The sequence below is a fragment of the Hymenobacter actinosclerus genome (assembly GCF_900111515.1).
Lineage (GTDB): Bacteria > Bacteroidota > Bacteroidia > Cytophagales > Hymenobacteraceae > Hymenobacter > Hymenobacter actinosclerus.
In genome coordinates, this window is record NZ_FOHS01000001.1 from 1,108,960 (window position 1) to 1,133,874 (window position 24,915).

At 59.7% G+C, this 24,915-nt stretch carries 23 protein-coding genes; 18 read left to right on the forward strand and 5 right to left on the reverse strand.

What is annotated here, in order from left to right:
• Nucleotides 1-40: 40 nt before the first annotated feature.
• Nucleotides 41-613: a DUF6799 domain-containing protein gene (locus tag BMY67_RS04755; RefSeq protein WP_092768867.1), complete on the reverse strand. Its 573-nt coding sequence runs from the start codon at nt 611-613 to the stop codon at nt 41-43.
• A 169-nt stretch (nt 614-782) separates the two neighbouring features.
• Between BMY67_RS04755 and BMY67_RS04760 the strand changes: the two genes are divergently transcribed.
• Nucleotides 783-1,232, forward strand: a complete 450-nt coding sequence (locus BMY67_RS04760) for a MarR family winged helix-turn-helix transcriptional regulator (protein WP_092768870.1) — start codon at nt 783-785, stop codon at nt 1,230-1,232.
• 50 nt (nt 1,233-1,282) lie between these two features.
• Nucleotides 1,283-1,924, forward strand: a complete 642-nt coding sequence (locus BMY67_RS04765) for a YceI family protein (RefSeq protein ID WP_092768873.1) — start codon at nt 1,283-1,285, stop codon at nt 1,922-1,924.
• Between the two features lie 91 nt (nt 1,925-2,015).
• On the opposite strand, the gene BMY67_RS04770 is transcribed toward BMY67_RS04765, so the two are convergent.
• Both BMY67_RS04770 and BMY67_RS04775 read right to left on the reverse strand, forming a co-directional pair.
• Complete coding sequence (locus tag BMY67_RS04770) at nt 2,016-2,789, reverse strand: hypothetical protein (protein WP_092768876.1); 774 nt, start codon at nt 2,787-2,789, stop codon at nt 2,016-2,018.
• Nucleotides 2,790-2,818: 29 nt separating this feature from the next.
• A complete protein-coding gene (locus BMY67_RS04775; RefSeq protein WP_092769617.1) occupies nt 2,819-3,376 on the reverse strand; it encodes a hypothetical protein in 558 nt (185 codons plus the stop codon).
• A 193-nt stretch (nt 3,377-3,569) separates the two neighbouring features.
• Here BMY67_RS04775 and BMY67_RS04780 point away from each other — a divergent pair, with 193 nt between their 5' ends.
• From BMY67_RS04780 to BMY67_RS04800, 5 genes are all read left to right on the forward strand, one after another.
• On the forward strand, nt 3,570-3,851 hold the full coding sequence (locus BMY67_RS04780; RefSeq protein WP_092768879.1) for an ATP-dependent Clp protease adaptor ClpS: 282 nt from the start codon (nt 3,570-3,572) through the stop codon (nt 3,849-3,851).
• A 95-nt stretch (nt 3,852-3,946) separates the two neighbouring features.
• Nucleotides 3,947-4,561 carry a recombination mediator RecR gene (gene recR / locus BMY67_RS04785; RefSeq protein WP_092768882.1) on the forward strand — a complete coding sequence of 205 codons (615 nt, stop codon included), beginning with the start codon at nt 3,947-3,949 and terminating at the stop codon, nt 4,559-4,561.
• A 173-nt stretch (nt 4,562-4,734) separates the two neighbouring features.
• Nucleotides 4,735-6,792, forward strand: a complete 2,058-nt coding sequence (locus BMY67_RS04790) for a glycosyltransferase family 2 protein (RefSeq protein WP_092768885.1) — start codon at nt 4,735-4,737, stop codon at nt 6,790-6,792.
• Between the two features lie 203 nt (nt 6,793-6,995).
• On the forward strand, nt 6,996-8,210 hold the full coding sequence (locus BMY67_RS04795; protein WP_092768888.1) for a pyridoxal phosphate-dependent aminotransferase: 1,215 nt from the start codon (nt 6,996-6,998) through the stop codon (nt 8,208-8,210).
• A gap of 139 nt (nt 8,211-8,349) precedes the next feature.
• Nucleotides 8,350-9,363: a bifunctional heptose 7-phosphate kinase/heptose 1-phosphate adenyltransferase gene (locus BMY67_RS04800; RefSeq protein ID WP_092768891.1), complete on the forward strand. Its 1,014-nt coding sequence runs from the start codon at nt 8,350-8,352 to the stop codon at nt 9,361-9,363.
• Nucleotides 9,364-11,007: 1,644 nt separating this feature from the next.
• On the opposite strand, the gene hemE is transcribed toward BMY67_RS04800, so the two are convergent.
• Nucleotides 11,008-12,042, reverse strand: a complete 1,035-nt coding sequence (gene hemE / locus BMY67_RS04810; RefSeq protein ID WP_092769619.1) for a uroporphyrinogen decarboxylase — start codon at nt 12,040-12,042, stop codon at nt 11,008-11,010.
• 105 nt (nt 12,043-12,147) lie between these two features.
• Nucleotides 12,148-12,765, reverse strand: coding sequence for a MarC family protein (locus BMY67_RS04815; RefSeq protein ID WP_092768896.1), 618 nt, complete (start codon nt 12,763-12,765; stop codon nt 12,148-12,150).
• A gap of 146 nt (nt 12,766-12,911) precedes the next feature.
• Here BMY67_RS04815 and BMY67_RS04820 point away from each other — a divergent pair, with 146 nt between their 5' ends.
• The 11 genes from BMY67_RS04820 (at nt 12,912) to BMY67_RS04870 (ending at nt 24,700) form a co-directional block, all read left to right on the forward strand.
• The gene (locus BMY67_RS04820; RefSeq protein ID WP_092768899.1) at nt 12,912-14,066 is read left to right on the forward strand and encodes an endonuclease/exonuclease/phosphatase family protein; all 1,155 of its coding nucleotides are present in this window, start codon (nt 12,912-12,914) and stop codon (nt 14,064-14,066) included.
• 45 nt (nt 14,067-14,111) lie between these two features.
• Nucleotides 14,112-16,040: a RecQ family ATP-dependent DNA helicase gene (locus BMY67_RS04825; protein WP_092768902.1), complete on the forward strand. Its 1,929-nt coding sequence runs from the start codon at nt 14,112-14,114 to the stop codon at nt 16,038-16,040.
• Between the two features lie 113 nt (nt 16,041-16,153).
• Complete coding sequence (locus BMY67_RS04830) at nt 16,154-16,720, forward strand: transposase (RefSeq protein ID WP_245744889.1); 567 nt, start codon at nt 16,154-16,156, stop codon at nt 16,718-16,720.
• Between the two features lie 86 nt (nt 16,721-16,806).
• Nucleotides 16,807-17,646, forward strand: a complete 840-nt coding sequence (gene murI, locus BMY67_RS04835) for a glutamate racemase (protein WP_092768905.1) — start codon at nt 16,807-16,809, stop codon at nt 17,644-17,646.
• A gap of 136 nt (nt 17,647-17,782) precedes the next feature.
• Nucleotides 17,783-18,373, forward strand: coding sequence for a CsgE family curli-type amyloid fiber assembly protein (locus BMY67_RS04840; RefSeq protein ID WP_092768908.1), 591 nt, complete (start codon nt 17,783-17,785; stop codon nt 18,371-18,373).
• Between the two features lie 50 nt (nt 18,374-18,423).
• Nucleotides 18,424-18,849 carry a curli production assembly/transport component CsgF gene (locus tag BMY67_RS04845; RefSeq protein WP_092768911.1) on the forward strand — a complete coding sequence of 142 codons (426 nt, stop codon included), beginning with the start codon at nt 18,424-18,426 and terminating at the stop codon, nt 18,847-18,849.
• Nucleotides 18,850-18,964: 115 nt separating this feature from the next.
• The gene (locus tag BMY67_RS04850; protein WP_092768914.1) at nt 18,965-20,383 is read left to right on the forward strand and encodes a CsgG/HfaB family protein; all 1,419 of its coding nucleotides are present in this window, start codon (nt 18,965-18,967) and stop codon (nt 20,381-20,383) included.
• A 622-nt stretch (nt 20,384-21,005) separates the two neighbouring features.
• Nucleotides 21,006-21,773 (forward strand): hypothetical protein, encoded by a 768-nt coding sequence (locus BMY67_RS18820; protein ID WP_143069699.1) that lies wholly within the window; start codon nt 21,006-21,008, stop codon nt 21,771-21,773.
• Nucleotides 21,774-21,910: 137 nt separating this feature from the next.
• A complete protein-coding gene (locus tag BMY67_RS04860; protein ID WP_092768920.1) occupies nt 21,911-22,510 on the forward strand; it encodes a hypothetical protein in 600 nt (199 codons plus the stop codon).
• A 198-nt stretch (nt 22,511-22,708) separates the two neighbouring features.
• Nucleotides 22,709-23,092 (forward strand): curli-like amyloid fiber formation chaperone CsgH, encoded by a 384-nt coding sequence (csgH, locus tag BMY67_RS04865; protein WP_143069700.1) that lies wholly within the window; start codon nt 22,709-22,711, stop codon nt 23,090-23,092.
• An 84-nt stretch (nt 23,093-23,176) separates the two neighbouring features.
• On the forward strand, nt 23,177-24,700 hold the full coding sequence (locus BMY67_RS04870) for a carboxypeptidase-like regulatory domain-containing protein (protein WP_177189690.1): 1,524 nt from the start codon (nt 23,177-23,179) through the stop codon (nt 24,698-24,700).
• The last annotated feature ends 215 nt before the right edge of the window (nt 24,701-24,915 follow it).

The window sequence follows — 24,915 nt, forward strand, 5'->3', positions numbered from 1 at the left end:
ATCAGTTCAATGTCTCAATACCTGATACCCCAACGCCAACCTACTTCAGCCTGGCGTCGATGGCCTGAATCTGGCTGTCCAGCGCCGAGGTGTCGGCGGCTTTGCCGCTGGTGCTGAGCAGGCTGATTTTCTGGTTGAGCAGGCCGATTTTCTGCGCCATAAGGCCGATTTTACCGTTCATCTCGTTCAGGCGCGCCTCCATGGCCGCGGCGTTGCCCGGCGCCGGCCGCGGGTCGGTGTAGTTGCTGAACTCGGTGGCAGTGGGCACCGAACTGTCGCCGCGGGCCTGGGCGGCGCTGGCCGGCGAGCCAAACACGATGTCGCCGTTGGGCCGCACGTAGTCGCCGGCCTTGAGGGTCGTGATTTTGCCGCCCGGCAGCTCCACGATGCCGTTTTTGTAGTTGATTTTGGTGCCGTTGCTCAGCAGCACGTTTTTGGTGAGGGGCATCGGGCGCCGGCCACGGACCTGCACCACTTGGCCGTCTTGCAGCATGAAGCGGTCGGTGGGCTGGGTTTCGACGGGGCCGGCCACTTCAGCGGCGGGCTTGGTCTGGGCGTGCAGGGCCGGGGCGGCGGCCAGGCCCAGCAGCAGGGCGCAGAGTATTTTTTTCATGGGAATAAAGTTAAGGCAGAGAATGCAGGTGCTTACGGTATTCGGCCCGCCGCGTTGGGCCACAGCGGCCTGGTTGTTGCCTGCCCTGACCGGCCGCTGGCGGAACTGTAGTGGATTATTAAATGTATGTACATATATTTGCAGCCAGTTCTGCCTTTTCCCACTGCCCATGAAGATTGAGGACGAAATCAAGCAGGCCGCTTTCCGCGACGACCACCAGAAGGCGCACGTCAACCTGATTTTTACGGCCAACTGGCTGCAGCAGCAGCAGAGCGCCTTTTTCAAGCCGTTTGGCCTCACGCTGCCCCAGTTCAATACTCTGCGCATTCTGCGGGGCCAGCACCCGCGGCCTGCCACCGTTAATCTGCTCATTGAGCGCATGCTCGATAAAACCAGCAACGCCTCGCGCATTGTCGACAAGCTCGAAGCCAAACAGCTGGTAACGCGCTGCGTGTGCCCCAGCAACCGCCGGGCCGTCGATATCCGCATCAGCCCCGACGGCCTGGAGCTGCTCGGCCGCCTCGATGTGGCCATGGCCAACGAGCATCTCGGGGTGCAGAACCTCACGTCTGCCGAAGCCGCCCAACTCAGCAATCTGCTCGACAAAATCCGCGACTAGCGGCACTTTCTCCATTTAACATTACTCTTTTCACCTCCTTGTTTTTTGTTATGAACAAATTCTTCCTGCCGGCCCTGCTGGCTGCCTCGCTGTTGGCTGCTGCCCCCGCTTCGGCCCAGAAAAAAGCCAAAGCCGCCCCGGCTTCCACCGTTGCCGCGGCTGGCTACCAGCTTCAGCCCCAACTCAGCACCTTGGGCTGGGAAGGTAAAAAAGTAACCGGCGCCCACAACGGCACTATGCAGTTCCAGAGCGGCAACATTGCCGTGCGCGGCAACCAGGTAGTGGGCGGCAAGTTCGTGGTCGATATGAATTCGCTGAAAGTAGACGACCTGAAGGACGCCGAATCCAACGGCAAGCTGGTGGGCCACCTGCGCTCCGACGATTTCTTCAGCATCGATAAGAACGCCACCTCCACGTTCACCATCACCAGCATCACGCCGTTGCGCGGCGACGCCAAAGGCAACAACTCCACCGTTACCGGCGACCTCACCATCAAGGGCATCACCCAGCGCATCAGCTTCCCGGCCAAAACCGGCGTGAAGAACGGCGTAGCCTCGGCTACCGGCGTAGCTACCGTCGACCGCACCAAGTTCGACATCAAGTACGGCTCGAAGTCGTTCTTCGAAAGCATCGGCGACAAAGCCATCATGGACGAGTTCATGCTCAGCTTCAACGTAATTGCCAAGAAGTAAGCAACCATTTCGCTGCTAGCGTTTAGCCTGAATACAGGACAGAGGCCCCGCAACAAGTGTTGCGGGGCCTCTTCTTTTGCTAAAGAGCAGCTTATTTCAGGCGACTCTGGCGGTGGAGCATCTGCTGTTGCAGGGCCTCGGCGAGGGCCAAACTGGGCAGCCTGACCGGCGGAGTGCGGAGGTTGCGCAAATCAAAGCGTAGCCAGTAGGGGCCGTCGGCGTGGGTGAACCTGCCGTCGCGGTCAGTGTCGGGCCGCACCTCAACCAGCAGCAGGCTGGTGCGGGGCAGAATGAGACGCGAGCCCAGCTGAGTGCCGTCGGGCGTGAGCTGGCGCAGTTGCTGGCCGCTGCGGTCGGAAATAAACAGCGCGCTGGCGTCGTCCGCGCCCTGCTCCCCGTCGCGGTTCGTGTCGGCTTTGATGAAGGAGTAGAACAGGTAGGGCCAGCGGCTGTCGGGCTTGTGGTCGGTGTCTATTTCCGCTAGCACAAAGCGCCCGTGGGGCAACAGGGGCCGTTGCTGGCCGGTTTCTTTGTCGAAGAAAAGCACATTATAGCAGGTGCCTTCAATGCTGCCGGATTGCTCCCCGTAACCCTCGTAGGAGCCACTGGAAAACATCTTACTCCGGCCCGCCTGCTCCTGCGCCACCACCGAAACGGGCACGTAGTAGAACCCGGTACTGTCGAGGTCGACGGGTGAATTGTAATGAACCCGAAACTTTTGTGCTGCCTGCCGCAGGGCTACGGTATCGGGTGGGGCCCCGGCCGCTACCGGGTTGGCGGCCGCCGGGCGGCCGGGGCCATCGGGCGAGCAGGCGGCCAGAGCTGCCAGGGCGAGCAGGGCGAATAGAGTGTAAGAACGAGGCATAAAGCGGCTATTTCTCCGCAAGAAAACCGTTAATCCGGCAACTCCAATTCCCGGGGCAGCTCGAACTTGAGGCTGCGGCTCTTGCTGCGGGCGTGCAGCTGCTGTAGGAAATCGTCGAGGTCAGCCTTGTATTCAATCCACAGGTCTTCGTGCAGGTTTTTCCGGACCAGCTGCGTGGTGCGGGCTGCCAGCCGGGCCGTGGCCGTGTAAAAGCCCGCGTAAGGACTCTCGAACTGGCCGGTATAGTTCTCGAAGATATGGCGCAGCGCGTACAGGTTCAGGTCGATTTCCAGGCGCTTGTCCTTGGTAATGCGGCGGGCACGGGCCACTTCCTTCACCGTTTTGCTCAGGGCCTTGGTGAGGCTGCGGTTGAGCAGCCGCCCGGTGGCACCCACCGCAAACAGTTCATGAATCTGGTCGGAGGCCTGCTCGTACACCGTGGCCGCATCCACGTCGGGCAGCAGCTCGAAGCAGAGCGTGTCGTAGAGCTCGGCGTCGCGGCGGGCTGCCCGCAGCAGCAGGGTTTCCTTTTCTTTCTCGGAAAGCTGTTTGAGGGCGCGCTTGAAGTCGGCGGACGGAACGGGCATTTTTTTCAATTAAAAATTAAAAGTGAAGAATTATAAGTTGCCGTGCCCAGTGCCGGGGTCGCAAAACCCCTGCGCCGGCTCGTTCAAAACTCTTTTACGAAGCTCGGAAACGAATCGTCGCGCCGCCCTGTTATACCCGGCTGCCAGGGGCGTAGCAGCCAGTTTTCTGGCCGGTTTTTCGTATTTTTGTACCATGAATAGCAACCCGCAAATCGAGTACGACGAGGACGTTCTGCTCCTGGAAGAGACGATTGATGTGCGCGACCTTATTGTGTACAACGATGACCACAACACCTTCGACCACGTGATAAAAACGCTCGTTGATGTGTGCGGCCACCAGCCCGAGCAGGCCGAGCAATGCACGCTGCTCATCCACTATAAGGGCCAGTGCACCGTCAAGCACGGCAGCTACGACGAGCTGGCCGGCATGTGCACCGCCATCCACGACCGCGGCATTTCGGCCGACGTCCTGTAATATCAGTTGCCAGTTTTCAGTTGCCAGTTGTCAGGCCGTTCTACTACTGCCCGAAAACTGACAACTGAAAACTGGCAACTGGCAACTCAACTTAAATGGAGTTTCCTTCCAAGCTAATTGAAAACGCCGTCGGGGAGCTCTCGAAGCTGCCCGGCGTGGGTAAGAAAACCGCCCTGCGGCTGGCTCTGCACCTGCTCAAGGCCGAAACCGACACCACGGCTTCGCTGGCCGAGGCGCTGGCCAAAATGCGCTTCGAGATTCGCTACTGCGACACCTGCCACAATATTTCCGACACGCCCGAGTGCGCCATCTGCGCCAACCACCTGCGCGACCAGAGCACGGTGTGCGTGGTGTCGGACATCCGCGACGTTATTGCCATCGAAAACACGGCCCAGTACCAGGGCATGTACCACGTGCTGGGGGGCGTCATCTCGCCCATTGAAGGCATCGGCCCCGGCGACCTGACCATCGATTCGCTGCTGGAGCGCGTCACGCGCGAGGGCTCCGAAATCCGGGAGGTTATCCTGGCCATCAGCCCCACCATGGAGGGCGATACCACGGCTTTCTACCTCTCGCGCAAGCTGCGCGACCAGCCCGAGCTGCACGTGAGCAGCATTGCCCGCGGCATCCCGATGGGCGGCGAGCTGGAGTACGCCGACGAAATCACCCTCGGCCGCAGCATCGTCGATAGGCAGCGCCAGGCGCTTTAATTCGGTAAGGGAAGGATAAGGGATAAAAGGATGAGGGATGAAGGACTGCTTGTAGAGTCTTTCATCCCTTATCTTTTTATCCTTTATCCCATACTCATCCCTCATCCTTTTATCCCTTATCCAAAATCCCTTCTGCGTAACTTTCGCGGCCCTAACCGCCGACGCTCCGCCCCGTGCCGCCCGAAGAAGTTGCCCTGTCCGTTATTATCGTCAACTACAACGTCTGCTACTTTCTGGAGCAGGCGCTGCTGTCGGTGCGGCGGGCGGGCGAGAAGCTGGGCCGGCCGCTGGAAGTATTCGTGGTCGACAACAACTCGGTCGATGGCTCGGTGGCCATGGTGCGGGCCCGGTTTCCGGAGGTCATCCTGATGGCCAACCACGACAACCCCGGCTTCTCGAAGGCCAACAACCAGGCTATGCGCGTAGCCAAGGGCCAGTACGTGCTGCTGCTCAACCCCGATACGGTGGTGGAGGAAGACACTTTCCGGCTGTGCTGCGAGTTCATGGATGCGCACCCGCGCTGCGGCGGGCTGGGCGTGAAAATGCTCGACGGCCAGGGCAAGTTCCTGCCCGAAAGCAAGCGCGGCCTGCCCACGCCGGCAGTGGCGTTCTACAAGATATTCGGGCTGGCGCGGCTGTTTCCGAAGTCGCGACGCTTCGGGCGCTACCATCTGGGCTTCCTCAGCCCCGACGAAACCCACGAGATTGAGGTGCTCAGCGGCGCCTTTATGCTCATGCGAAGCGCCGCGCTGGCCGAGGTGGGGCTGCTCGATGAGGACTACTTCATGTACGGCGAGGACATCGACCTCTCGTACCGGCTCACGCAGGGCGGCTGGCAGAATTTCTACTACCCCGGCACCCGCATCATCCATTACAAGGGCGAAAGCACCAAGCGCACGAGCGTGAATTACGTGTTCGTGTTCTACCGGGCGATGGTCATTTTCGCCCGCAAGCACTTTGCCCCCGAGCGGGCGGGTACGTTTTCGGTACTCATAAACGCGGCCATCTGGCTGCGGGCGGGCGCGGCGGTGGCCCAGCGGCTGCTGCTGCGCGCCGCCCCGGTGCTGCTCGATGCCGGCCTGATTTACGCGGGCATGTACGTGCTCAAAACCTACTGGGAGCACAACCACAAGTACGTGCGCGAGCCTTATCCCGCGCAGTACATGCTGGTGGCGGTGCCCGCCTACATTGCCGTGTGGCTGGTTTCGGCGTTTTTGAGCGGGGGCTACGACCGGCCGTTTCGGGCCGGGCGGCTGGTGCGCGGCATTGTGGTGGGCACGCTGTTGATTTCGGCCCTGAGCAACTTCCTCGATGCCTGGCGCTTCTCGAAGGCCCTGATTCTGCTGGGCGGCATTTGGGCGGTGGCGGCGCTGCTGCTGCGCCGGGCGGCGGGCAATTTCGTGCGCTACCGCCGCTTTGGCCTCAGCGAGAACCAGCAGCGCAACGTGGGCATCGTGGGCTCGGCCGAGGAAAGCCACCGGGTGCGCCAGCTACTGGAGCAGGCCGCCGTACCGGCCCGCGTTATCGGCTACATCGAGCCAGCCAGTAACGTTGGCGGGGCCGAAGGGGCCGTAGTAGCCGGGGTAGTAGCCGGGCCTGCTGCGGCTGGTGCGGCTGGCAAAACCGCCGCGCCGCCGCCCGACGATTTGCTGGGGGAAGTGCGTCAGCTGGAAGATATTATCCGCATCTACGGGCTCGACGAGCTGGTTTTCTGCGGCCGCGACCTGCCCGCCAGCCAGATTATCGGGCTGATGGCCGGCCTGCCCCAGCACCCGCCGGTGGCCTTCAAAATCCTGCCCCCCGGCAGCCAGTACATTATCGGCAGCTCGGGCAAAGATTCGCCCGGCGACTACTACGCCCTCGACATCACGCTCAACCTGTTCCGCCCCGAGCAGGTGCGCAACAAGCGCCTGCTCGATATTGTGAGCAGCCTGCTGCTGCTGGTGCTGAGTCCGGTATTGGTGTGGTTTGAGGCCGACAGAGCGGGTTTTCTGCGCAACTGCCTGCGGGTGCTGGCCGGCGCGCGCACCTGGGTCGGCCTGCGCCACGCCGCTGCCCCCCAAACCGCCACCCGCGCCATCCTCTCGCCCGCCGACGCCGTACCCGCCACTACGCCACTCGACGAAGCCACCCGCCGCCGCCTGGAGTTGCTCTACGCCAAGGACTATCACCCCGCCACCGACTGGCGCGTTATGGCCCAGTGCTTTAGGCAGCTGGGTCGGGAGGAGTGAGGAATGAGGAGTGAGGAGTGAGAAAGAACGTCATTCAGAGCGGAGCGAAGAATCTCGCGTGCCATGCTAACTCCCAACGTCAGGTTTTACTTTGGCACGCGAGATTCTTCGCTCCGCTCTGAATGACGTTCTTTCTCACTTCTCACGCCTAGCTTCTAATTTCTCCGTTCTACATTTACCATCCCACCCAACCCCACCCGATTATGTCCGTTACTGCCGCCCCGCTTGTTCTTTCCGACCGCATCAACGCCATGCAGGAGTCGCAAACCATTGCCATGGCCAAGAAGGCCCGGGCGCTGGCGGCCGAGGGCATCGATGTCATCAGCCTGAGCTTTGGCGAGCCCGATTTTCAGACGCCCCAGTACATCAAGGACGCCGCCAAGCAGGCCCTGGATGAGGGCTACACGTTTTACACGCCGGTACCCGGCTACCTGGAGCTGCGGCAGGCTATCTGCGACAAGTTCCGGCGCGACAACCAGCTGGAGTACCTGCCCGAAAACATTGTGGTGAGCACCGGCGCCAAGCAGGCGCTGGCCAACGCCGTGCTCAGCCTGATAAACCCCGGCGACGAGGTGCTGGTGTTTTCGCCCTACTGGGTGAGCTACGAGGAGATGGTGCGGCTGGCCGAGGGTGTGAGCATCCCGCTGATGGGCACGCTGGAAAACGACTATAAGGTGACGGCCGCCCAGGTGGAAGCCGCCATCACGCCCCGCACCCGGCTCATCATGTACTCCTCGCCCTGCAACCCCACCGGGGCCGTTTTCAGCCGCGACGAGCTGGCCGCACTGGCCGCCGTAGTGGCCCGCCACCCCCACATCCATGTGGTGGCCGACGAGATTTATGAGTACATCAACTTCGTGGGCGAGCACGTGAGCCTGGCGCAGTTCGACGAGGTGAAAGACCAGGTTATTACCGTCAATGGCTTCTCGAAGGGCTATGCCATGACCGGCTGGCGGGTGGGCTACCTGGCCGCCCGGCGCGAAATTGCCGCCGCCTGCGAGAAAATCCAGAGCCAGATTACCTCCGGTACCTGCTCGATTGCCCAGCGCGCCAGCATTGCGGCCCTGGAAGGTGGCCGCGCCTCGGCCGACGAAATGGTGGCCGCCTACCGCCGCCGCCGCGACCTGGTGCTGGCGTTGGTGCAGGATATTCCCGGCTTCCGCACCAACGTGCCCAGCGGTGCCTTCTACCTGTTTCCCGACGTGAGCGGCCTGTTCGGTCGTACCACCGCCACCGGCGAAACCATTGCCACGGCCGCCGACCTGGCCATGTACCTGCTCAACGACGCCCACGTAGCCGCCGTCGACGGCGCCGCCTTCGGAGCCCCCGACTGCCTGCGCTTCAGCACCGCTGCCGCCGACGATAAGCTCCGCGAGGCCTTCGCGCGCATCAAGACTTCGCTGGCCAAGCTGAAATAGTATTGAGTAGTTGGTATTGAGTAGTGAGACTTTATTGGTTTACTTGAAGATGACAGAGCATCACCTCACTACTCGATACAAGCTACTCAATACTGCCGCAAGGCCTACCTTTGCGGCTTCTTACCCGAATCAACCTTAAATGCCCGTTACCCCGCCGCCCACCTCGCTGCCCGACCTGTTTGCCGCTTTCAACCAGCTCACCGTGCTTATTGTGGGCGATGTGATGCTCGATGCCTACGTGTGGGGCCGTTCGGTGCGCCTCTCGCCCGAGGCGCCGGTGCCGGTCGTGAACGTGAGCCGTACCGAGCAGCGGCTGGGCGGGGCCGCCAACGTGGCCCTGAACGTGCAGGCCCTGGGGGCCACCCCGCTGCTGTGCGCCGTAATCGGTGAGGATGCGGGCGGCGACCAACTGCTGGAGCGGCTGGAAATAAACGGGCTGTCGGCCGAGGGTATCGTACGCTCCGGCGCCCGGCCCACCACGGTAAAGCAGCGCATCCTGGCCCAGGGGCAGCAGTTGCTGCGCATCGATTCGGAAGTGGAAACCGACCTCGACGCTACCGAAAATGCAGCTCTCACGGCCCGCTTTGAGGCGCTGCTGGCCCGGGCCGACGTGGTGATTTTCGAGGATTACGATAAGGGCGTGCTCACCGAAAGCAACATCCGCCATTTCATCAGTCTGGCCCGCGAACGGGGCGTACCCACGGTGGTCGACCCCAAGAAAAAGAACTTCCTAGCTTACGAATACTGCACCCTGTTCAAACCCAACCTAAAGGAACTGCGCGAGGGCCTCAAGCTGGAATTCGGCGACCCTGGCACCGACCGGCCCGGGTTCGAGGCGGCCGTAGCCCGGCTGCGCGAGCTGCTACAGCCCGATACGGTGCTCGTTACGCTGTCGGAGCACGGCGTGTTTGCCCAGCAGGCTGATCAGAAAACCTACCTGCCGGCCCACCTGCGCACCATTTCCGATGTATCGGGTGCCGGTGATACCGTCATCAGCATCGCCGCTTTGTGCGTAGCCCTGGGCCTGCCGGTTCCGGCCACCGCCGCGCTGGCTAACCTAGGCGGTGGCCTCGTCTGCGAGCAGGTTGGCGTTGTGCCGATTGAGAAAAACCTGCTGCTATTGGAAGCCGAGGAAGTCGCGCTTCGCTGGTAGTGTTCTGAGGGGCAGCTAATCAGGGTTTGTAGGCCAGATACTGCGGGTCGTTTCCAGAAAAGCTGCCAGAAATAATGCGCGTCACTTATGGAATAGCCCCAACCCGTACGGAATCGAGGCCGAACCAGGTTGCCAGCCGGGTGTTAATGCCGTAGTCCGGACTTTCCGCCAAACCCAGAGGTGGCAAAACTATCTGGCGGTTGATGAGCACTGGCTGCGGTTGCAGAGTAAGTTCGCTATGCGGTGTACGCCCGGCCTGCTTTAGGGCTGCGAAACGGTTCTGCCATTGGGTGGCAAATGCCGGTGCTTCGTGCCTTAAGTCCAGATAAGCGTGGCCGCTGGCCATAAGTACCACTACTGCCAAGGCCACACCCAGCAGCCCTCGGGCGGCAGTTGGTACGGGGGCGACAGCAGCAGGATCAACTGGCAGACTGGCCCAGCCGGCCATCAGCCACCCCAGCAGCCACCACCAAAGCAGTATGTTCGCGGCCCGCGGGACAAGTGGTACTCGCGCCCAGGTCAAGGCGTAAGGCAGAGTTCCCACGATTAAACCCAACACCAGTACAGCCGCACTTAGCAGCAGCGGTATTCGCAGGCCCGGGGGGCGAGCGGACGCTACTTGGGCCGCTATCGGACGCAATAGCAGAACGAAGGCCGGAACTACAAGGAACGCAGGACTGGTAAGCAGCTGGCGTAACAGGGAAAACAGGCGGACCAGAACTTCCTGAATGGAAGCAGTAGGCCGTAGGGAGCTATCCAAAGTCATGCGGGCGGTGTTACCGGGGGCTAATAAGGCTACTGTGCTAGCTACAACTAATAGGGCACCTAGTCCCACCCACACCCGGGCGCTTTGCCACTGACGGCGCCATAAGCTCACTCCAGCGCCTAAAAGCATTACCACCGACAATAGCACTATAGTAAGCTCGGTAGAACCAGCTATGGCTATGGTGCCGGCCGCGGCCAACAGGCTCCAAACCCACCGCGCACCGCGGCGCGGCGCCCGTTGTAGTCGGTCAATGGCGAGTGGTACGAGTAGCAGCAGCCATGCCGGAACCTGATACACTGCTAGGTCAGTGAAATAGTAAAGCGCCGAAAACGCAGAGGGAGCCAAGCTGCTATAGACCAGTGCCAGACTCGTTGCTAGAAGGCCGGCGTCCCGGCGACGTATTTGGTCCCCAGTTATCAGGCGTACTGCAGCATATAGCACAGCAATGCGCACCAACTGGCCGACAATGGCAGTCAGTTGTACTCCTTCTAGCCAACGATAATTCAGGGGGTTGCCAACCAGTAGGAGCGCATTGGTAAAATAACGGCCCGACCAGTTAGCGAAGAGGTGTTTTTGGGCAATCCAGAATCCGTAGGTTTCAACGTCGGGAGTGAAGGAGAAATCGTCGGAGTAGGGTTGATTGTAACAACTCAGCAGCAGTAGCGGCAGCAAACCCAACGCCACACCAATAGCCAGTAAATGCCACCAGTGCCGTGCTACCCAGCGAGCCAAACGCCAATTCGAGAGCTGCACTCCAGGTATCAGGTAAATGTAAAAAAAGGGTGCCCGAAGTTGCCTGGCTTGCGGGTGGGCCGGGTTCAACCTCTTGTCAACCTGAAAAATAAATCAGTTGGCAGTCAGGCGACCGCTCAGCCAGACTACCCCCGCATCCGCGTGCTATGCTCCTTCACTGTTTCGATGAAGACCTTCACGTTATCGGGGTTGGTGTCGGGGTAGACGCCGTGGCCGAGGTTGGCGATGTGGCGCTGGGGGCCGAACTGGTCGAGCATGGCGCGGGTGGCCGCCTGCACCTGGGCGGGCGTGCCGTAGAGGGCGCAGGGGTCGAGGTTGCCCTGCAGGGTTTTGTCGCCTACCAGCGGGCGCACGGTGCGCGGGTCCTGGTTCCAGTCGAGGCCGATGGTACGGCAGGGCAGGGCGGCGAAGTCCTCAATGGCCCAGAAGGCGCCTTTGGCAAACACCGTTACCGGTACATTGGGCAGGGCCGCGCAGATTTCGGCAATGTAGCGCTGGCTGAACTCCTTATAATGCGCGGGCGGCAGGATGCCGGCCCAGGAGTCGAACACCTGAATCAGGTCGGCGCCGGCCGTTACCTGGGCCTGCAGGTAGGCAATGGTCGTAGCCGTGATTTTGCGCAGCAGCTTGTGGGCCAGCTCCGGCTCCTGGTACAGCATCCGGCGGGCCTTGCTGAAGGTTTTCGAGCCGTGGCCCTCCACCATGTAGGCCAGAATAGTCCAGGGGGCGCCGGCAAAGCCGATGAGCGGCACCCGGCCGTTGAGCGCGCGCTTGGTCACGCGCAGGGCCTCCAGCACGTAGCCAAGATGCTCCTCGGGGTCGGCAATGCGCATGCGGGCCACGTCCTGGACCGTTTTAATGGTTTCGGGGAACAGTGGGCCTTTGGCCTCCACCATCTCATAGGTCAGGCCCATGGCCTCGGGCACTACCAGAATATCGGAGAAGATGATGGCCGCGTCTACGTCGAGCGCATCGACGGGCTGGATGGTGACCTCAGCGGCCAGCTCCGGCGTTTCCACCAGCTCCTTGAAGCCGCTCAGGCGGCCCCGCAGGGCGCGGTACTGGGGCAGAATGCGGCCCGCCTGGCGCATGAGCCACACGGGAGTACGTTCGGTTTCTTCGCCGCGGGCGGCACGCAAAAGCAGGTCGTTTTTGAGCACAGGTTTTTGGAGCTGCAAGCTGCAAGCTACAAGCCGCAAGCTATAAGTCCGACCATTCAGTTGTTAGGGGGTCAGGCTTGTAGCTTGCAGCTTGCAGCTTGCAGCTCAATTAATAAACAGGGCCTTAATGGCCGTCATGATGAAGTTTACGCCGATGGCCAGGGTGATGAAGCCCATGATGCGGGCCAGCGCCGCCAGCCCCGGCCGGCCCAGAAAGCGCGTGAGCCGCAGCGACGACATGAGGATAATGTACACGGCCAGCGCCACCAGCACGAAACCGATAAAAATCAGCCCCATATCGAAATACGTGAGCTTGCTGGTGTAGAGGCTGATGCACACGGCAATAGCGCCGGGGCCCGAGAGCATGGGCATAGCCAGCGGCGTGAAGCTGATATCGTCCTTCTCGCGGCTGGCCTCAATGGTTTCCTCCGATACTTTAGTGCGGTTGCCGCCGGGCGTGAGCAGGTCGAAAGCCGAGCGCATCAGCAAAATACCGCCCGCAATGCGCAGGTGATGGATGTTGATGCCGAAGAAGTTGAGCACGTACTGACCCGCGAAAAACGACACCGACAGCACCGCCAGTACCGACAGGCAGGCTTTCAGGCCGATGTTGGCCCGCTCGGCCGGCGTGTCGCTTTCAGTCAGCGACAGAAAGACCGGCATGGCCCCGAATGGATTGACCACCGAAAACAGCGTAGTGAACGTGGCGAGCAGAATATCCATAGGCGCGGGCAGGGTATGGCCGGCAAAGGTACGAGCCTTTGTGGCACCAACACGGGAGAAATCCTACTTTTAGCAAAAACAACCCCCGCATCGTAGCCGCGTAAAGGCTAGCCTTATCTGCCTCCCCACCCCAAACTTCCTGCTTAGTGTTCAACTCCTACGATTCTGGTTGGCTGCTGCTGGTACAGGGCCTCGTGCTGCTGCTGGCGGCCGCTGCCCTCGTGGCCACCCTGCTGCCGCTGGTCCGCCAGACGATCTGGTGGATTCGCATCTTCGATTTTCCGCGCCTGCAGATTGTGGGCGTACTGCTGGTGGTGCTGGTGGCCGGCTGGCTGCTGGGCTGGCACCAGCCTACGGAGGGCAGCTACTGGCTGCCGGCGCTGCTGGCGAGCCTGGGGCTGGCCGCCACCTACCAGGCCTACCGCATTATGCCCTACACGCACCTGGCCAGCAAGCAGGTGGGCGACAGCACCCCCGCCAGCAGCCGGGGCCACCTGAGCCTGGTGATGATGAATGTGCTGCAGTACAACAAGCAGAGCGACAAAGCCCTGCAGGTACTGCGCGAGGCGGATGCCGACATTATCATGGCCGTGGAAACCGATGAGTGGTGGCATCAGCAGCTGAAGCCGATGGAAGAAACCCATCCGCACACCTGCCACGAGCCGCTCGACAACACCTACGGGCTGCTGTTTTTCTCGCGCCTGCCCCTCGACGGCTGCGAAATCAAGTACCTCATCGACGACGACGTGCCCAGCCTGCATACCCGCGTGCAGCTGCCCGACGGAAAAACCTGGGTGCGCGTGTACGGCCTGCACCCCAAGCCCCCGGCACCCGCCGAGTCGGAAACCAGCACCCGCCGCGACGCTGAAATTCTGCTGGTGGGCCGCGAACTGGAAAAGCGCGACGAGCCCACTATCGTGTTCGGCGACATGAACGACGTGGCCTGGTCGCATACCTCCGAGCTGTTCCGGCGCATCAGTGGCCTGCTCGATCCGCGGGTGGGCCGCGGCCTGCTGCCCACTTTCCATGCCGAGTACCGGCTGCTGCGCTGGCCCCTCGACCACGTCTTCGTCTCGCCCCATTTCAAGGTCGATGATATGGAGCGGTTGCCCTACGTGGGCTCCGACCACTTTCCGATCTACATCAAGCTCAGCTTCGAGCCCCAGGACAAGGCCGAGCAGGAGGAAAACCTCGAAGAGGCGGATGCGGCGGATGAGCAGGAGGCCGTAGAAAAAATTCGGGAGGGCCGGCAGGAAGAACGCGAGGAAGAAGCCAAGGAGGCCGTTCAGGCACAGCGCTAGAAGCAGGGCATTCGCACTGCGACCCGGCGGCCGTACCTTTGCCCCATGCCCGAGCAAGCTGCCACCGACGACATTCTGCACGTGCTGCGCCAAACCTGGGGCCACACCCGGTTCCGGCCGCTGCAGGAAGACATCATCCGGTCGGTGCTGGCGGGCCAGGATACGCTGGCGCTGCTGCCCACCGGCGGCGGCAAAAGCATCTGCTTCCAGGTGCCCGCACTGGCCCGTCCGGGGCTGTGCCTGGTGGTGTCGCCGCTGATTGCGCTGATGAAGGACCAAGTGGAAAACCTGCGCCAGCGCGGCGTGAAGGCCGAAGCCGTGTACGCCGGCATGAGCCACCAGGAAATCGATCAGACCCTCGATAACTGCGTGTACGGGCCGGTGAAGTTCCTGTACGTAAGCCCCGAACGGCTGCTAACCGACCTGTTCCGGGTGCGGGTAGCCAAGATGAAGGTGAGTTTGCTGGCCATTGATGAGGCCCACTGCGTGTCGCAGTGGGGCTACGATTTCCGGCCGCCCTACCTGCGCATTGCCGAGCTGCGCGAGCTGCTGCCGGGCGTGCCCTGCATTGCCCTCACGGCCACCGCCACCGAGCAGGTGCGGGAGGATATTGTGGAAAAACTGGTGTTTGGGGCCAGCCACCGCGTATTTCAGCAGAGCTTCGCCCGGCCCAACCTTTCGTACTCGGTGCTCGAAACCGAGGACAAGTTCCGGCGCATGCTGGAGGTGGTACGCGGGGTAGGAGCCGATAAAACGAGCATTGTATACGCCCGCACCCGTCGCCAGACCGAGGACGCCGCCGCCTACCTGCAGCAGCAGCGCCTGTCGGCCGCCGCCTACCACGCCGGCCTGCCCGCCGACCAGCGCACGAAAGTGCAGCAGGACTGGATGCAGAACAAAACCCGCTGCATCGTGGCCACCAATGCCTTCGGCATGGGCATCGATAAGCCCGATGTGCGGCTGGTGCTGCACCTGGAGGCCCCCGACAACCTCGAAGCCTACTACCAGGAGGCGGGCCGTGCGGGCCGCGACGAGAAGTACGCCTTTGCCGTGCTGCTGCGCGGCCCCGCCGATGCCGATGAGCTGCGCCGCCGCACCCGCCTAAGCTACCCGCCCCTCGATACGGTGCGCCGCGTGTACCAGGCGCTGGCCAACTTTTCGCGCACCGCGGTGGGCGGCGGCGAGTTAGTGGCCTTCGATTTCGACCTGCAGCAGTTTGCCGAAACCTACCGCATCAAGGCCCTCGACGCCCACAACAGCCTGCGCACCCTGGCCCGCGAGGGGTTTGTGCAGCTCAACGAGGCCGTGAACAACCCCGCCCGCGTCCATATTCCCATCGACCACACCGACCTCTACCGCTTCCAAGTGGCCAACGTGCAGCACGACCAGCTCATCAAAAGCCTGTTGCGCCTGCACGGGGGCGAGCTGTTTGCCGGCTTTCAGCGGATTTCGGAGAACAGCCTGGCCCAGTACCTGCGCCTGAGCGTGGTGGAGCTGCGCAAAATGCTGCTGTTTCTGCACCGCTCGGGCATCATCCAGTTTCAGCCCCGCCACGAGTCGCCCCAGGCCCTGTTCACCACCCCCCGCCACGACGCCGACAAGCTCCCGCTGGACCAGAAGCGCCTGACCAGGCAGCGCGACCTGGCCACCCACAAAACCGATTCAGTTATCCGTTATGCCGCCGGGGGGCGCTGCCGCCAGCAGCTACTACTGGAGTACTTCGGCGAGTTGGAGGCGCCTGCCTGCGGCGTCTGCGACTTCTGCCTGGCCCGCAAAAAGGCCCGCCAGGAATCTGTCCCGATGCCCGAGCTGCGCGCCCAATTGCTGGAGCTGGTCAAAGCTACGCCCCAGACGCCCCGCGAGGTGCTTGCCCGCTACGCCCCCGGCCAGGCGTCCGCCGTCACGGCTTTGTTGCGCGACCTAGTGGAATTGGGGGAGTTGCGCTATGCCACGGATGGGCGGCTGAGTGGGTAGGGGCGGGGCCACGTAGTGGTGCCTGGGTGTGGTGCCACGACTTTTTCAGTCGTGGTACCACTATCGTTGCGCCGATTGTATATATTGTCGTAGCCTCATATAACCAGCCATTTATGCACCTGGAGCCCGGCCACTGCTACCACATTTACAACCGAGGCAACAACCGGGAGCTGATTTTCTACAGTAAGGAGAATTACATCTACTTTCTCTACAAAATCAGAAAGCATCTGCTGCCTCAAATGCGAATTTTAGCATGGTGTCTGATGCCCAATCATTTCCATTTGCTTGTGCAAGTGCGTGAAGAGGTCACCGCTGCCAAGTGCGGCAGCGCTTTTCGGGTGCTGCTAAGCTCCTACACCCGCGCTATTCAGAAACAGGAAAACCGAACGGGCTCTTTGTTTCAGCAACAGACTCTTGCCAAAGACATGCGCGACGGAACAGCGGATTATAGCTTGGTGTGCTTCTGCTACATCCATCAGAACCCGGTACGGGCTCAGTTAACAGCAACGCCTGAAAAATGGCCCTGGTCGTCGTATGCTGATTATCTGGGTGTGCGCCAGGGTACGCTTTGCGACCAAGAAATGGCGAGGATGCTGCTGAATTTGCCAGCTGAAGCGGCAGAGCTAGCTCAACTGACGGACGATATAGTACCAGCAGACAAAATCGAACGTTTGTTGTAACGCAGTTGGGCAACGATAGTGGTACCACGACTGAAAAAGTCGTGGCACCACACCCGGTAGTACCCCTGCCTCGTACCTTCGCCCTCATGAACCCCACGACTCCCACCGCTCCCGACCTCAGCACCCGCCCCATCGGCGTATTCGACAGCGGCATTGGCGGCCTGACGGTGGCGCGGGCCGTGGCCCGGGTGCTGCCCCACGAGCGGCTGGTGTACTTCGGCGACACCGCCCACCTGCCCTACGGCGACAAAAGTACGGCTGCTATTCAGGCCTACGCCGTAAAAATCTGCGACTTGCTGCTGCGTCAGCAGTGCAAGGTTATCCTTATTGCCTGCAACTCGGCCTCGGCCGCCGCCTACGAGCTGGTGCGCGAGTACGTGGGCTCCAAGGCCCAAGTGCTAAACGTTATCGACCCCATCGTGGCGCACGTGGGGCAGCAGTACGCTGGCCGCGTGGTGGGCCTGATTGGCACCAAGCAGACGGTCAACAGCAATGTCTATAAGAAGAAGGTCGACGACCTGGATGCCGGGGTAGACCTGCGCAGTCTGGCCACCCCGCTACTAGCTCCTATGATTGAGGAAGGCTTTTTCAACGATACCATTGCCGGCAACGTCATCGAAACCTACCTTTCCAACCCGGCCCTGGAGGGCGTGGAGGCCCTGGTACTGGCCTGCACCCACTACCCACTCATCAAGGACCAGATTGCTGAGTTCTACCAGGGCCGCACCGAAGTGCTTGATGCCTCCGACGTAGTGGCTCAGCACGTGCGGCAGTACCTCGAAAGTCGGCAGCTATTAGCAGCTGCCGCACCTACTCCGCCCCGTCACCATTTCTACGTGTCCGATTTCACCCGCTCATTCGAGGAAAGCACGCGCATCTTCTTCGGTCAGGAAGTGAATCTGGAGCATTATCCGCTCTGGGAATAGGAATTTATAGTGTACATCCAGGCTTGAAACAAAATTAGTTATATTCATATAGTAAATACTTACATTTAGGCACCGAAAGGATTGGCCCTCCCTGGTCTGACCTTTCCGTTTGTTGCTCTTAGGCTTCGGCGGTGCTATGATGAATCTGCTTGCTTTCTGGCGTAAATGTGGCTGGTGGCTATTGCCGGGCCTGTTGCTGCTTGCTCCGGCCGCTTTGGCCCAGGGCGTGCGGCAGCCTCCGGCCCGCGTGAAACAGCAGGGGGGCACGGCTCCGGCGCAGGCTCCCACCAACGAAAACAAGGCCTCGCCCCTCACCCCCAAGCAAGTGGAGGAAGCCCTTCGGCTGCTGCTGCAGGTAACGGCCGACTCGACCAATACCGGAAAAATCCAGCGCGGCCTTGAAATTGATGGCCTCGTCGTCGATCAAACCATCAGCAAGCTGGGACGCGACTTTTATAGCCTGTTTTTCAGCTCTTTCGAGGCCCCGGCGGGTTCGGGCGACTATGTGGTTACCATAACCGAGAAACCTGCCCGGGGCACCAGCATCCTGGTCACGGTGGCTGTCAACAATACCGACTTGCTCGAAATGCCGCTTCAGCCAAACGAAGAATATATCGAAGCGGCTTCCAATGATGCCGTTGCCACGGTAACTCAGTACCTGATCGAAAATAACCGCCTGGGCAACGAACTCGAACAAGGCAACAGCCAGCCTCTGGAAGTTTACTGATTGTCCCTGCCTTTACCTCATACCTGTTTCCGCCCCCAACCCACTTCGCCATGAAATACCTCTACTATCCTGTCTTCGCCCTACTGCTGGCCCTGTGGTCTGCGCCCGCTGCCACCGCCCAGGATTTTGTGTACGAGCCTATCAACCCCAATTTCGGAGGCAACACCTTCAACTACTCGTCGTTGCTGAGCGCGGCTACTGCCCAGGACACTTACAAGGACCCCAACGCTGCCCGCGCCCAAACCGCCGAGGACCCACTCACTTCCTTCGCCACCAACCTCAACCGGCAGATTCTGAGCCAGCTCACCGACCGCTTTATCAGCGACCAGTTCGGCAAGGGTACCGTGAAGGCCGGCACTTACTCGGTTGGCGGGTACCAGATACAGGTAACGCCCGGCGCCAACGGGGTCGTCATCGTCATCGGCGACCCCGCCACCGGCAACCAGACCACCGTCACCATTCCTAACCTGCCCTAACGGCCGGTTGTAGGTCCGGCACGGGCGCTGCCGCCCGTCGGTTTTGGCTGCTTCCTGCACTGTGCAGCACAGCTTTTATCCCTCTTCCCCTCGACAATAGTCGCTGTTTCTTCCTATGAATACTGCTACTGCGCGCTCCTATACCTACCTGTTGTGCTTGCTGGCCGGAGTACTGCTGGCCGCCTGCAGCCCCTACTTTCATCAACCCTTTGGCCCCGAGCGGGCCCGGCTGGGGGCTGAGGTGAATGGCAACGCCGACATGCAGCGGCTGCCCGTGCCTAAGACGCGCACGGTGGTAGCTGTTTATAAATTCCGGGACCAGACCGGCCAGTACAAGCCCCAGATTAATGGCTCGAGCTTCTCGACGGCCATTACCCAGGGCACGACTACCATTCTGTTGCGGGCGCTCGAAGAGTCGGGCTGGTTTGACCCCATCGAGCGCGAAAACCTGGGCAACCTGCTTAACGAGCGTAAAATCATCCGCTCTACCCGCGCCGAGTTCACCGAGCAGACCGGTGTAAAGCAGCCCGTACTGCCGCCGCTGTTGTTTGCGGGCGTGATGCTGGAAGGCGGCATTATTTCCTACGATGCCAATATGCTCACCGGCGGGGCCGGCCTGCGCTACTTCGGTACCGGCGCTTCGGGCCAGTACCGCCAGGACCGCGTAACGGTGTACCTGCGGGCCATCAGCACCAGCAACGGCAGGATTCTGCGCACCGTGTATACCTCCAAAACCATTTTGTCGCAGCAGATTCAGGGCAGCCTGTTCCGGTTCGTTAGTTTCAAGCGCCTTATGGAAGCCGAAACCGGCTTCACTTACAACGAGCCCAGCGAAATGGCGATTAAGGAAGCCATCGAAAAAGCTGTGCAGGCCCTTATATACGAAGGCATTCAGGACGGACTGTGGCTGCCCAAGGATTCGACGGAGGCTACCGGCCCCAAAATGCTGCAGTACGTAAGCGAGCGGGAATACGGGAAGTACTACGACGTGCTGGGCCGACAGGTGCTCAACCGCGAGCGGGGCCTGCTGGCTACAGTTTCGGGCGGGGGCCAGCGGTATGCCGGTGATTTCGCCTCGCCCCGTACCACGGCCATCACCCAGCTGCAAGTCGCCTACCAGCCCGCTGGTGGATTTCTGAACCCTTACGTAGCTATTGGGCAGAGCCGTCTGGCTGCTCGCCGGTACTTCGACCAGAAGTTTTACTTCACCGAAGCCGGCCTGATGATGCGTATACTACCGACTGACCGCTTTACGCCCTACCTACAACTGGGCGCAGGTGTTACGACCAGTGGCAACAGCTTATCTACTGTGGGCGCATCCGGGCGGTTCACGCCGCATGTATCAGCCGGTGCTGGCCTCGAGTACCGGTTCAGTGTCCACTGGAGCATGCTGGGCGGAGTGGATAGCCGCCTGTTTCTGCGCGATGACATTGATGGCGCTGACGTTGGGCGCTACAACGACAACACCATTGGAGCCCGGTTAGGCCTTACTTACCAGCTCAGCGCGCGCCGTAAAAAAGCAGCAGCCAAATAGGAGCGTAGCCGCTTCGGGGCCGGGCTAGCTACAGCAAGCCTATTTACAGCCTTTATAAGCTTGTAAGTATACTGAGACTATACCCGCTTTAAATATCGGGTAACCACCGTCCCACCATAGCAGCCCTTTCCTGGCTGTTATGGTGGGACGGTGGCTTATGTGGCGTCTGGACTAATAGCTTCTCTGATAGATTAAGGGGCTTATGCGTGCCCTGTAGCTATTCAGGGCATTGCAGATGGCTCTTGATATTGCCCGATGAGTTGATATCATATTGATTTATAAAGTGATAAGCCCATCTCTGTGAGTTGCAGATCGGTCTTGGCTGCTTAAATAGCTAAGCAAAATAATATGATTAAAAAAATAAAAATTTATATTTAATTCATTTTTCACTGGTAATGAGAGACATAAGTAAGCTAGCAACAGTAAGAAGCTTGGATTTATGATATAATCATTAAAAAGTATAACAAAAAAACGCTTGCCTCCTATTGCTTGTTGATTATTCTAATTTATATTTGTCTCAATCAAAGGGCAAGGATAATTAAAAGAGAGAATAGTTTCTTTTGCCTAGCTGCCCTGACTGACCTAAATTTTTCCTCATTTTTCACCCTTTTCCCCTACCACCATGAAAAAAGTACAACTCCTAGCCGCCGCTGCCGTCCTGTTCGCCAGCTCCGCTTACGCCCAGTCGGGCACCCGCGATACCTTCCGCGCAATAAACGCCTGCCAGGGCTGTGAGCCTGCCGCACCGTCTATCCGTGAGGCCAGCCAGACGAACCCTAACGGCACGCCCGCTCTTGCCGCTATCGACAACTGCTCGGTGGTAGTACAAGGTGGTGCGGGTGTTATTCTTGCTGGAAACGACAACCGGGCAGTAGTTGAACAGTCGGGTACTGGCAACCGTGCCGCACTCTATCAGCGTGAAGGCGACCGTAACTACGGGCTGCAGGTGCAGGTGGGTGCTTCTAACCAAGCCAATGCTAATGTATATGGTGACCGTAACACGACCCTGCAGTTCCAGACCGGCGACCGTAACAGAGCCGGTATCAACGTAGACCAGATTGATGGGACGCCGCTACCCCGGGGCACTGCAAACGGCAACCGCAACTGGGCTGAGCAGAACCAAAATGGTAACGACAACAATGCCGATATCAAAACCTACGGCAACGACAACTATGCCTCGCAGAACCAGGTTGGCAGCCGTAACAGCGCTGGTATCATGCAGCGTGTGAATGGCAGCGCCGCTACCCAGTCGCAGATTGGCAACGACAACACTGCCGTAACCATGCAGGGTGGCCTGAGCAACGTGGCTTCCACTATCAGCGGTCAGCGTAGCTGCATCGAGCAGGGTGGCAACAGCAACCAGGCGCTGGTAATGCAGAACCGCCGCTAGGCCCTCGGGTGTAGCAAAGTAAGCCTGCATAACAGGTAGTAACGGCCGGGCCCTTTTCTCGCCGGAGAAAAGGGCCCGGCCAATATCTGCTACCATCCGGCAGGCCATCTATCAAACTTTGCTTACTTTCCCTTCTTATGAAACAGCTCCGTTTTTTCGCATCTTTCGGCCTGCTGACCTGGCTGCTGAGTTGGGCCAGTGTGGCGCAGGCGCAGCAGGAGGGCCACAGCGAAGCCGGAAGCGTCTCGCAACGCCTGGTCGAGGATTTCGGCCTCTCCGCCAATGATCGGTTATTGGGGCCCTCAGCGGCCAACACCCGGAATCTGGCAGAGTTGGTGCAATTGGGTAATTCCAACAAAGCCAAGGCCAACCAAAACAACCCCGGTAGTGTAGCCAACCAAGCCTATATTACGCAGGTAGGTTCATTCAACGAGGCAACTCTAGCCCAGCGGGGCAGTGGCAATACCACTGTCATCAACCAACTGGGGCAAGACAACAAAGCCACAAGCAAGGTGAGTGGTGATAACAACAACACCAAGCTCAACCAGATTGGTAATCGCAACGAATTTGAGCGTGATGTAACTACCAACCAGACCGATTTCAAACTCACTCAGTTTGGGAATGGCAACAAGCTGCGGCAAACTGGTACCGAGTCGTTGGCTCCTCCGCGTTATGAAGTGGAGATGCGTGGTAACGGTATTCAGCTCTCTATTCAGAACGGCCGCATTGGCCAATAGCCTTGTGGCTGGTTGCTGCTCGCCGGTCAGCTCAACCACACAGACACCCGCCCTGCTGAAGTGGCGGGTGTCTGTGTGTTTAGGGTTCTGGCTAAGTGAAACAGGTAACTAAAGCATCCCTCTAAATAATTAAGCCTAAATGTTACACTGTTTCTGAAAAAAGGTATATTTGGCGTTCGTAAAAAACAATAAAAAACCATGCACACTGCCTTACTATTTCTGGTTGGCTGGGCCGCTTTGCTTGGAGCCAGCCAAGCTGCCTCGGGGCCGCCTTGCCGGGTCTGGTTACAGGCTACGCCTCGTGGCAACATGCTGGAGCTGGTCGGTAATTGTAGTAGTCTGACCGGAGCCGCTGGCCACTACCGCTACGAGATGAGCCTAGAGCGGCAGGCTTCCGGTGGCCGCTCGACCAGCCAGCAAGGCGGCGAGTTCGACTTAGCCGCTGGTCAGTCAGTGGTGCTGTCCAGCACGCAAGTAAACATCGATGGTCAAGCTACCTATGTTGGTCATTTACGCATCTTTGATGCGCACAATGTTTTGCTAGCGCAGGATTCCGTGCGCCATACGCCCGACAATAAGTAGCTTTAAGCGGACCGCCTCTGCCCAGCCGTACTGGGGCGCAGTAATACAGCCGCTTTTATTTTTCACTGCTCTATGCTTTCATCCATGTTGCTTCCCACCCGCTTCCGAATGCTGTGGCTGTTGTTCGGCTTCTGTACACTATGGCTCACAAGCTGCGAGGATACAGCCGTTGAGCCCTTACTGTACGGCAAAGTAACCGGCACCGTGCGCGATGCCCGCAACAACCAACCGCTGGCCAACGTCTCCATCACCTCAACGCCGGCTACCTCTTCGGTGGTAACCGATAACCAAGGCAACTTTGAGTTGACAGGCGTACCCACCGGCCGCTTAACCATTGTGGCAACTAAAGCCGACTACCGCTCCGTAACGGTAGCGGTAACGGTAGAGAACGAAGCCTCCGTGGCAGTAGCCGTTGTGCTAGAGCGAAACCTGTCGGGTACGCCGCCCAGCGCCCCGAACAGGCCCGCCCCGGCTGACCAGGCGACCGTACCTGGTCCTGATGTGAAGCTGGAGTGGCACCCCGTAGGGAATAGCCAGGGCGATTCGCTCCGCTACGATGTAGTGCTGTACCAGGGTACCAATGGCAGCGCCCGTAATCTGCTTACTAACAGTCGCGATACCACCGTGCGGGCTACGCAGCTAAGCTATAATACCGCATACTTCTGGCAGGTAACCGTGCGCAACACCAGCGGAGCATCGGCCCGCTCGCCGCTGTGGAGCTTCCGGACCGGACCGCAGCCCGACAACCGGTACCTGTTTGTGCGTACTGAAAATGGCAACACCGACATTTATTCGAGCAACGAAACAGGGTCCACGCTTACGCGCCTGACTACCTCGGCCTTCGTCGAAGCCAACCCCCAGCTTAGCCCCAACCGCGACCGGATTGCTTACACCTCCAACGCAACGGGGCAATTTCAGCTGTATACCATGAACCGCGACGGCTCCGATGCGCGGCAGGTAACGTTGCAACCCGTAGATGGCTACTTCAATCAGGGAATCGGCTACCGCTGGTCGCCCGATGGCGGACAGCTCATTTATAGCAGCTACAACAAGCTCTACCGCATCAACCGCGACGGTACCGGCCTAGTGCTTCTGGCCACCGCTCCGCCCGACCGCCACTTCCGCGAGATGGACTGGACGGGGCAGGGTAACCGCATTGTAGTCCAAACGGTAGGCGTAAGCATCTACGATTCGGAGTTCTACCTGCTCAATACCGACGGTTCGAACTTCACTCAGTTGATCGGCAACCTGCCTGGCCGCCTCGATTCCCCTTCCTTTAGTGTCGACGGACAGCGTATTGTGTATACCCGCGACGTAGATGCCTTTAACGACGGGGCTGGCCGCCAGTTGAACGCGCACATCTTCACGCAGAATCTCGACGGTAGCGGACAGATAGATGTTTCATCAGGCTCGGGTGGTACTGCTAATTCCACTAAGCCTCTCGGTTTCAACGACGTATTGCCGCATTACTCGCCTGATGGAGCCCGCATAATCTTCGTGCAGGTAAATAACGTGGCGCAATCAGTACCAGAAATTTTCACTGTTGATCTGAACGGTCGTAATCGGGTCAGGCTGTTCGAAAACGCTACGATGCCCGACTGGAAATAGCAGACCGAAAAACCAGCGTAAACCAGGACCGCCAGCAGCAATGCTGGCGGTCCTGGTGCGTTTATAGGTGCGCCATTAGTAGATATTGATAGCAGCGCAGTTCGTTTGCCATGTAGCGAACAAATAATGCTGTATATAAATCGTTATATAACAACTAGGACATTTTATCGTGATTATATGGGGAAAGGTGCCTAGCTTTGTGGCTGTTAGGAGTG

Coding starts and splice junctions, on each gene's coding strand:
- csgH (WP_143069700.1), top strand. CDS start 22,709: ATGCACACTGCCTTACTATTTCTGGTTGGCTGGGCCGCTTTGCTTGGA.
- BMY67_RS04870 (WP_177189690.1), top strand. CDS start 23,177: ATGTTGCTTCCCACCCGCTTCCGAATGCTGTGGCTGTTGTTCGGCTTC.
- BMY67_RS04850 (WP_092768914.1), top strand. CDS start 18,965: ATGAATACTGCTACTGCGCGCTCCTATACCTACCTGTTGTGCTTGCTG.
- BMY67_RS04840 (WP_092768908.1), top strand. CDS start 17,783: ATGATGAATCTGCTTGCTTTCTGGCGTAAATGTGGCTGGTGGCTATTG.
- murI (WP_092768905.1), top strand. CDS start 16,807: ATGAACCCCACGACTCCCACCGCTCCCGACCTCAGCACCCGCCCCATC.
- BMY67_RS04765 (WP_092768873.1), top strand. CDS start 1,283: ATGAACAAATTCTTCCTGCCGGCCCTGCTGGCTGCCTCGCTGTTGGCT.
- BMY67_RS04815 (WP_092768896.1), bottom strand. CDS start 12,765: ATGGATATTCTGCTCGCCACGTTCACTACGCTGTTTTCGGTGGTCAAT.
- BMY67_RS04760 (WP_092768870.1), top strand. CDS start 783: ATGAAGATTGAGGACGAAATCAAGCAGGCCGCTTTCCGCGACGACCAC.
- BMY67_RS04755 (WP_092768867.1), bottom strand. CDS start 613: ATGAAAAAAATACTCTGCGCCCTGCTGCTGGGCCTGGCCGCCGCCCCG.
- BMY67_RS04830 (WP_245744889.1), top strand. CDS start 16,154: ATGCACCTGGAGCCCGGCCACTGCTACCACATTTACAACCGAGGCAAC.
- BMY67_RS04770 (WP_092768876.1), bottom strand. CDS start 2,789: ATGCCTCGTTCTTACACTCTATTCGCCCTGCTCGCCCTGGCAGCTCTG.
- BMY67_RS18820 (WP_143069699.1), top strand. CDS start 21,006: ATGAAAAAAGTACAACTCCTAGCCGCCGCTGCCGTCCTGTTCGCCAGC.
- BMY67_RS04780 (WP_092768879.1), top strand. CDS start 3,570: ATGAATAGCAACCCGCAAATCGAGTACGACGAGGACGTTCTGCTCCTG.
- BMY67_RS04860 (WP_092768920.1), top strand. CDS start 21,911: ATGAAACAGCTCCGTTTTTTCGCATCTTTCGGCCTGCTGACCTGGCTG.
- recR (WP_092768882.1), top strand. CDS start 3,947: ATGGAGTTTCCTTCCAAGCTAATTGAAAACGCCGTCGGGGAGCTCTCG.
- BMY67_RS04775 (WP_092769617.1), bottom strand. CDS start 3,376: ATGCCCGTTCCGTCCGCCGACTTCAAGCGCGCCCTCAAACAGCTTTCC.
- BMY67_RS04800 (WP_092768891.1), top strand. CDS start 8,350: ATGCCCGTTACCCCGCCGCCCACCTCGCTGCCCGACCTGTTTGCCGCT.
- BMY67_RS04825 (WP_092768902.1), top strand. CDS start 14,112: ATGCCCGAGCAAGCTGCCACCGACGACATTCTGCACGTGCTGCGCCAA.
- BMY67_RS04845 (WP_092768911.1), top strand. CDS start 18,424: ATGAAATACCTCTACTATCCTGTCTTCGCCCTACTGCTGGCCCTGTGG.
- BMY67_RS04795 (WP_092768888.1), top strand. CDS start 6,996: ATGTCCGTTACTGCCGCCCCGCTTGTTCTTTCCGACCGCATCAACGCC.